This window comes from Allofranklinella schreckenbergeri (assembly GCF_003703475.1).
GTDB lineage: Bacteria > Pseudomonadota > Gammaproteobacteria > Burkholderiales > Burkholderiaceae_C > Lampropedia > Lampropedia schreckenbergeri.
Genome location: NZ_RDQM01000015.1, coordinates 40,464 through 46,656, shown reverse-complemented (window position 1 = coordinate 46,656; position 6,193 = coordinate 40,464). Strand labels below are relative to the sequence as shown.

Here is a 6,193-nt window from a genome sequence, read left to right as displayed (position 1 = left end):
GCTTGCCCATCTGGGCTTTGATACGCAACACCTCTTTCACTACCCACTGGGGCTTGGGTTGGCCGATGCGCACTTGCCCCTGGTTTTGCGCAGCCGCTTCGCTGTCGGTGGGGGTGAGAGGAGCGCGGCGATACCGGGAGGCTCTCTTGTGACATCGAATTGGGGCGAGCCAAAAATACACGAGCAGGGTGAATAGGATCAGGCAAAGCAATAGCACGGGGCTTCAAAACGTACGGGGGATAACTGGGGAATGGCCGGACGTCTGGTGCCTGACCAACAGCATATTTCCCCCTCACCGCAGAAACCAAGCCTTACGGCGTGACGCCAGCGGCGAACTGCTGCAAGCGCTGCCCCTCAGCCCGAGCCGCGGTCAACAACTGGTTCCAGTCGTCAGGAGGATGAGTACTTTCCAGCATCTTGCGGAACACCCGGTAGGTGTCGTCGTGGCTCTCGTAGACGTGCTTGGTGTCCTCGTCGTTAACCCACGCGAACACGATCAGCTTGCTGGGCGCGTGATAACGAAAGAACAATCGGTACTGCTGGAAGAACTTCGCGCGGAACCAGTGCTCGTGATCGTCGCCAAGGGTGCTGCCTTGGCGATACTCCGGTCGGGCCGGATCTTCGAAGGCCAACTTCGTGATGGCCGCCAATCGCTTGCTGGCGTTCTTTTTCACGTACCCGAGGGTCCTTTTGCTTCAAGACCTCGACCTGTTGTACCAGCGCTTCAATCTGTGCAAGGAACAGCGGATGGGCAAAGACCGTCCAACCATGAACGACCAAGGGTGCGGGCGTGCCCGTGCTCATTCATCGTCTGCTGACAGGGCTGCATCGAGATCGACTTCGACGCCGCCGACCAGGGATTGCAGACGCTGGACGAGGGCTGTGTCCACCAACTGCAGGCGCTCAGGATGGCGAGTCATGTCCTGGGCCAGGAAGCCCAGGAACTGTCCGAGCACCGGGTCATCGCCCTCGGACATCTTGGCTCGGGTCAGCACCACCTCGCCGCTGGGGCGGATGGTGTAGTGGATTTTGTCGCGCTCGCCGAGCTTGAGGACACGACGCACGGTTTCCGGCACCGTGGTCTGGTAGCGGTCGGTCAACATGGATTGGACTTCCAGGGTGGTGGGCATGGCACTCGTCGGTCAAAGAGGTGGACGCCTTCAACGCAAGTGCATTGCCTGCCGAATCCTCAATGGGTCGAAATCGCGTCCGGTGACAGCCAGCCGTGGGAGCGTAGCCGCTCTTCGGCAATGGCAAGCTGGCGCGGGGTGAACTGCTGCTTGCGTGCATTCCAGTTATAGACCTGTCGTTCTACGCTCTTGTGCTGTGTGGCCCCCTCGCGGCTTATCACCCAATGCACTGTGGCGAGGAGTTCTAGCCCGTAAGGTGATTCGAAGCCCTCGACCAGCTTAGTTACGCGCTCGAAACGGGCGCGGCTGATGTCGTGCTGATCCAGATACTTCTTGGCGTCTTCCACCGCACCGGGCACCAACGTGAGCGGCTTGTCTGGCTCATCGCCGCCATCGGCATAACCCATGATCAAATGGCCTTCCACCGCCTTCAGCACATGCCGAAGGTTCTCGGCGTAAGGGCCGTAGTGATGCTTGACGTATTGGAGTCGCAGCGGCTCGCCGGCTTCCTGCATGAAGTACATCAGCTTGTGGACTTCCAGCAGAGTGACAAAAGGGTCAAGCAGGCCGCCAAGATAGCGCTGCATCAGTTCGACCAAGGCGGCGCGACCCGCCGTCATCTTGGGTGCCTCGCGCACATGCGCCATCTTGTCGTTGGCCGGGGCTCCCTTGGGCTCAAACACCAGCACGCGTACGTCGGTAAGCTCTGCCAGTGCGCGCTCAATGCGTGGGCGCACCTCTTTCCAGTCCAGCCCACCCAAGCCTGCGCCCAGCGGCGGGATAGCGATGGAGCGAATGCCCTTGTCGCGGATGACATTGACCAGATCGACAAGACCCACATCAATGTCTTCAATGCGGCTCTTGCCGCGCCAGTGGCGCTTGGTTGGGAAGTTGATGATGAAGCGCGGCAACGTGAGCTGCCCCGTCTCAAAAACGAACATGCGACCAGGCTGCACGGCATCGCGTTTGCAGGCGGCCTCGTAAGCCTGGAAGTTTTCGGGGTAGACGTTCTTGAACTGCAAGGCGATGCCACGCCCCATCACGCCGACGCAATTGACGGTGTTGACCAGTGCGTCGGCCTCACACTGGAGGATGTCGCCCGAGGTGTACTCAATCATGGCTGTGCTCCTCTCATTCAGTAATACCAGTCCGGGCGCACTTCAACCGGAGGCCGGTGTCCGTGCGCCGGAAGGACGTTAACAACTTGTCGATAGATCGTGGCCGAGTGCACGCCGATGCGTTCGATCAGGTGCCACGGAAAATGTTGCTCCAACAGAAACTCAGCTTGTTTGCCTTCTTTCAGGCCGCCACTCCAATTGTTCGCCTGCACCGCAACCCAATTGATTTCACCAAGACGCGCCAAGTCATTGCGGTCTTCAAAAAAATACGATCCAGCGTTTGATAGCGTGAAAGCCCAGCGCACGCGTTGCGCATTAGCCCAGGCCACAGTTGCGCCCAAATCCGCCTGCAAGTGGATGATGGACGCTTGCCCACCTTGGTAAGCCAGCTCTGCGTTGCGCCGGTGGATCAAATAAAGCATCACGGATCGCGGGCAGAAGTAAAACGGCACGCAGGCACCGACGAACAAGCCGGGATGACTTGCAAGCTGAAGCTCAGTCAAACGACGCTGCTTGATGGGGTTCATCCCAATCATCGTTCCGCCCAGCGCCTGCGCTTGCACCATTGCGTCCGACAAGAGGCCACCTGTTGCCACGATGGAGGGCAGACGATCTACGTGTGCAATGTGGTAGATCTTCGGCTGCGGGGGTACGTCGTTCATGGCGCTTCGCCTCCTAACAACCCCAATGAGACCAAGGCAACTTCCTGTGCAGGCTTACCGCATCGGGCACGAGGAGCAAGCAGTTCGCTCTGCGCCACATCGCCCAAGGCGTGTTTGAGCGCTGCGCGCCAGCGCTTCTCCGGGCTCGGCGCCAACCAATTGCGCACAGCAACTGGAACCCCCTCTATCTGCTCGACGAGCCAGGCCAGTACGCATAATTCCTTGCCGAACAACCGATCCGCCGAGCTGTCGCCGACCTCCCAAGCACCGGGCTCAATGCCGTGCGCGACCAGACGAGCGTCAAAGGCTCGTTGAATTTCGGCGCGGAAGGCGGTCCATCGGGGACGACCTAGCAGATCGCGGTCGATCACCGCATTACGAAATGTGAGCGTGGCAGTCTTGACTCCGGCCATAGCCTCTCCAGAAGCCACCGTAAACGCACAGTACTTTACCGTATCGACTTGACTTCAACAATGCAAGGCAGAAATCCGCCTCGGCCTGCTGCCTTGTCGAAGTTTGAAAGAGGTGGCTCTCCAGGCGTTCGGGATGAGTGACGGGTGACTGGCATTGTTGTTGGCATGAGCACCATGAACGCGCCGTTCTGCCAAAAAGCTAAGCTGGGTGCGTTTGACGCGTTGCTTAACGGCCCTTTTGCGACCAAATCGTCAAACGCAGAATCGCTCCCGAACGGTGTACATTGCAGCTCATTGAGGCCCATTGCAACCGTATAAGGGCGCGCGGCGTCGCCTCACCACCACCAATACCTTGTACAGAGGCCGCTAGGAAAGACCACCTGGCGGCCTTTTTCATTGGGAAATCAAGGCATTACGCAGCAAGGAAGCACAAGGAAGAATATTGGCAGCCAGAGCAAGACCGGGGAACATATCGGGGAACAAAAGCCATTTTTGCCTTGATAGCCCACCGACAGACATGGGTGACCCAACTCTCCAGCGCGTTGTAGCTGTCTCTCCTGCCTACCTGCGTGGGACCCTCCTCGCCTCGAAACCTCTCTCCATCGAGCGTTACTTCGGCTGCTCAGAACACCTGCTGAAAGACTGCCAACTAAAGGGAGCGCCCTCATTTGCACTGTCCGGATGGGTACAAAAATCAAGTGGTTTTTGATCTTTCACATACTAGATGTAGTGTTTATAAAAGACAATGCACACTACATCTAGTGTCCAAGAGGATATTTATGTCGACTATCGAGATGCCCGGCAGTGTGATCGATCATGATGGGCAACGCATGGCTTTTGAGAAGGCGCGCATCTTTGCGGCGATCACGCGGGCAGGGATGGTGAGCGGGGAGTTTGGGGAGGACGAAGCGGCGCGGTTGACGGATTCGACGGTCAAGGCATTGGCACAGCGCTTTGGCAGTGGCGCACTGTCGATTGCGCAGATTCAGGATGCAGTGGAGCAATGCCTGATCATGGCCAACCACATGGTGACAGCACGTGCCTATAGGGCCTATCGTCAGCGCCATACAGCGTTGGGGGTGGACATGAAGACGCTGGTGGATGTGGAAAGCTCCATTAACGAATACCTCACCCGTGCTGATTGGCGCGTCAATGCCAACGCCAACCAAGGCTATTCGCTGGGGGGGCTGATTTTGAATGTGGCGGGCAAGGTGACGGCCAACTACTGGCTCTCACATGTGTATGCACCCGAGATTGGTCAAGCGCATCGCGAGGGCGACTTGCATATCCATGATCTGGATATGCTCAGCGGCTATTGCGCTGGCTGGTCGTTGCGCACGCTGTTGACCGAGGGCCTGAATGGCGTGCCCGGCAAGGTGGAGGCAGGCCCAGCCAAGCACATGTCCTCAGCGGTGGGGCAGATCGTCAACTTTTTAGGCACTTTGCAAAATGAGTGGGCAGGGGCGCAGGCGTTTTCTTCATTCGATACCTATATGGCGCCTTTTGTGCGCAAGGATCGGATGGACTATGCGGCAGTGCGCCAGTGCATGCAGGAGCTGATCTACAACCTCAACGTACCCTCGCGCTGGGGCACGCAAACGCCATTCACCAATTTGACGTTTGACTGGACTTGCCCGGAGGACTTGCGCGACCAGACGCCGGTGATTGGCGGACAGGAGATGCCGTTTTGCTATGGCGACCTGCAAGCGGAAATGGACGTGATCAATCGCGCATATATTGATGTGATGACCACGGGCGATGCCAAAGGCCGTGTGTTCACATTCCCCATCCCCACTTACAACATCACGCGCGATTTCCCGTGGGACAGCGAAAACGCCGCGCTGCTTTTCGATATGACGGCCAAATATGGCCTGCCGTACTTCCAGAACTTCATCAATTCTGAGTTGGAGCCACACATGGTGCGCTCCATGTGTTGCCGCTTGCAGTTGGATGTGCGCGAGCTGCTCAAGCGTGGCAACGGCTTGTTTGGCAGCGCTGAACAAACGGGCAGCCTGGGCGTCGTCACCATCAACTGCGCACGTCTGGGGTATTTGCATGCAGGCAATGAGGCCGCCCTGTGGGCTGCGCTGGACCGACTGCTGGAGCTGGGTCGGCAAAGCCTGGAGGTCAAGCGCCAGCTCATTCAGCATCTGATGGATCAGGGCTTATTCCCATACACCAAGCGCTATCTGGGCACGTTGCGCAATCACTTTTCCACGCTGGGGGTCAATGGCATCAACGAAATGGTGCGCAACTTCACTGGCGATGCACATGACATCACCAGCGCATGGGGCCACCAGTTTGCACTGCGCCTGCTGGATCACGTGCGCGAGCGCATCGTGCAGTTTCAGGAGGAAACCGGCCACCTCTACAACTTGGAGGCCACGCCCGCCGAGGGCACGACCTACCGCTTTGCCAAGGAAGATAAAAAACGCTGGCCAGATATTCTGCAAGCAGGCACAGCCGCACAACCGTACTACACCAATTCCTCCCAACTACCCGTCGGATTGACCAGCGACCCTTTTGAGGCGCTGGCGCGCCAGCAAGACCTCCAGTCCAAATACACCGGCGGCACGGTGCTGCACTTGTACATGGGAGAGCGCCTCTCCAGCGGCCACGCCTGCCGCGAGCTGGTGAGGCGGGCGCTGACGCACTTTCGCTTGCCCTATATCACCATCACGCCCACCTTCTCCATCTGCCCCGTGCATGGTTACTTGGCTGGCGAGCACGCTTACTGCCCCAAGTGCGATGAGGAGCGTTTGCAAGCCAAACGCGCGCAGCAGGCCGCCACCAGTGGCCTGGCGGGCATCGATCTGGCTGTGTCCTGACGCGCCATCGCATCGCGCATGCTGTTTCCGTTGCTTTCTCAA

The 6,193-nt window shown here is 58.4% G+C and carries 5 protein-coding genes and 1 pseudogene; 1 reads left to right on the top strand and 5 read right to left on the bottom strand.

Annotated elements, in window-relative coordinates; genetic code table 11:
- Window positions 1-311: 311 nt before the first annotated feature.
- The 5 genes and pseudogenes from EBQ26_RS10895 to EBQ26_RS10875 all read right to left on the bottom strand — a co-directional run bounded on the left by EBQ26_RS10895 (window position 312) and on the right by EBQ26_RS10875 (window position 3,323).
- A pseudogene (locus EBQ26_RS10895) lies at window positions 312-804 on the bottom strand (type II toxin-antitoxin system YhaV family toxin).
- Complete coding sequence (locus tag EBQ26_RS10890) at window positions 801-1,130, bottom strand: type II toxin-antitoxin system PrlF family antitoxin (RefSeq protein WP_122239072.1); 330 nt, start codon at window positions 1,128-1,130, stop codon at window positions 801-803. Before EBQ26_RS10890 ends, EBQ26_RS10895 begins: the two are co-directional and overlap by 4 nt.
- Window positions 1,131-1,189: 59 nt before the next feature.
- The gene (gene darG / locus EBQ26_RS10885) at window positions 1,190-2,248 is read right to left on the bottom strand and encodes a type II toxin-antitoxin system antitoxin DNA ADP-ribosyl glycohydrolase DarG (RefSeq protein WP_122239070.1); all 1,059 of its coding nucleotides are present in this window, start codon (window positions 2,246-2,248) and stop codon (window positions 1,190-1,192) included.
- A gap of 17 nt (window positions 2,249-2,265) precedes the next feature.
- Window positions 2,266-2,910 (bottom strand): type II toxin-antitoxin system toxin DNA ADP-ribosyl transferase DarT, encoded by a 645-nt coding sequence (gene darT, locus EBQ26_RS10880; protein ID WP_122239068.1) that lies wholly within the window; start codon window positions 2,908-2,910, stop codon window positions 2,266-2,268.
- Window positions 2,907-3,323 carry a DUF3780 domain-containing protein gene (locus EBQ26_RS10875; RefSeq protein ID WP_122239066.1) on the bottom strand — a complete coding sequence of 139 codons (417 nt, stop codon included), beginning with the start codon at window positions 3,321-3,323 and terminating at the stop codon, window positions 2,907-2,909. Before EBQ26_RS10875 ends, darT begins: the two co-directional genes overlap by 4 nt.
- Window positions 3,324-4,102: 779 nt before the next feature.
- Between EBQ26_RS10875 and EBQ26_RS10870 the strand changes: the two genes are divergently transcribed.
- A complete protein-coding gene (locus tag EBQ26_RS10870) occupies window positions 4,103-6,151 on the top strand; it encodes a ribonucleoside triphosphate reductase (RefSeq protein ID WP_122239065.1) in 2,049 nt (682 codons plus the stop codon).
- The last annotated feature ends 42 nt before the right edge of the window (window positions 6,152-6,193 follow it).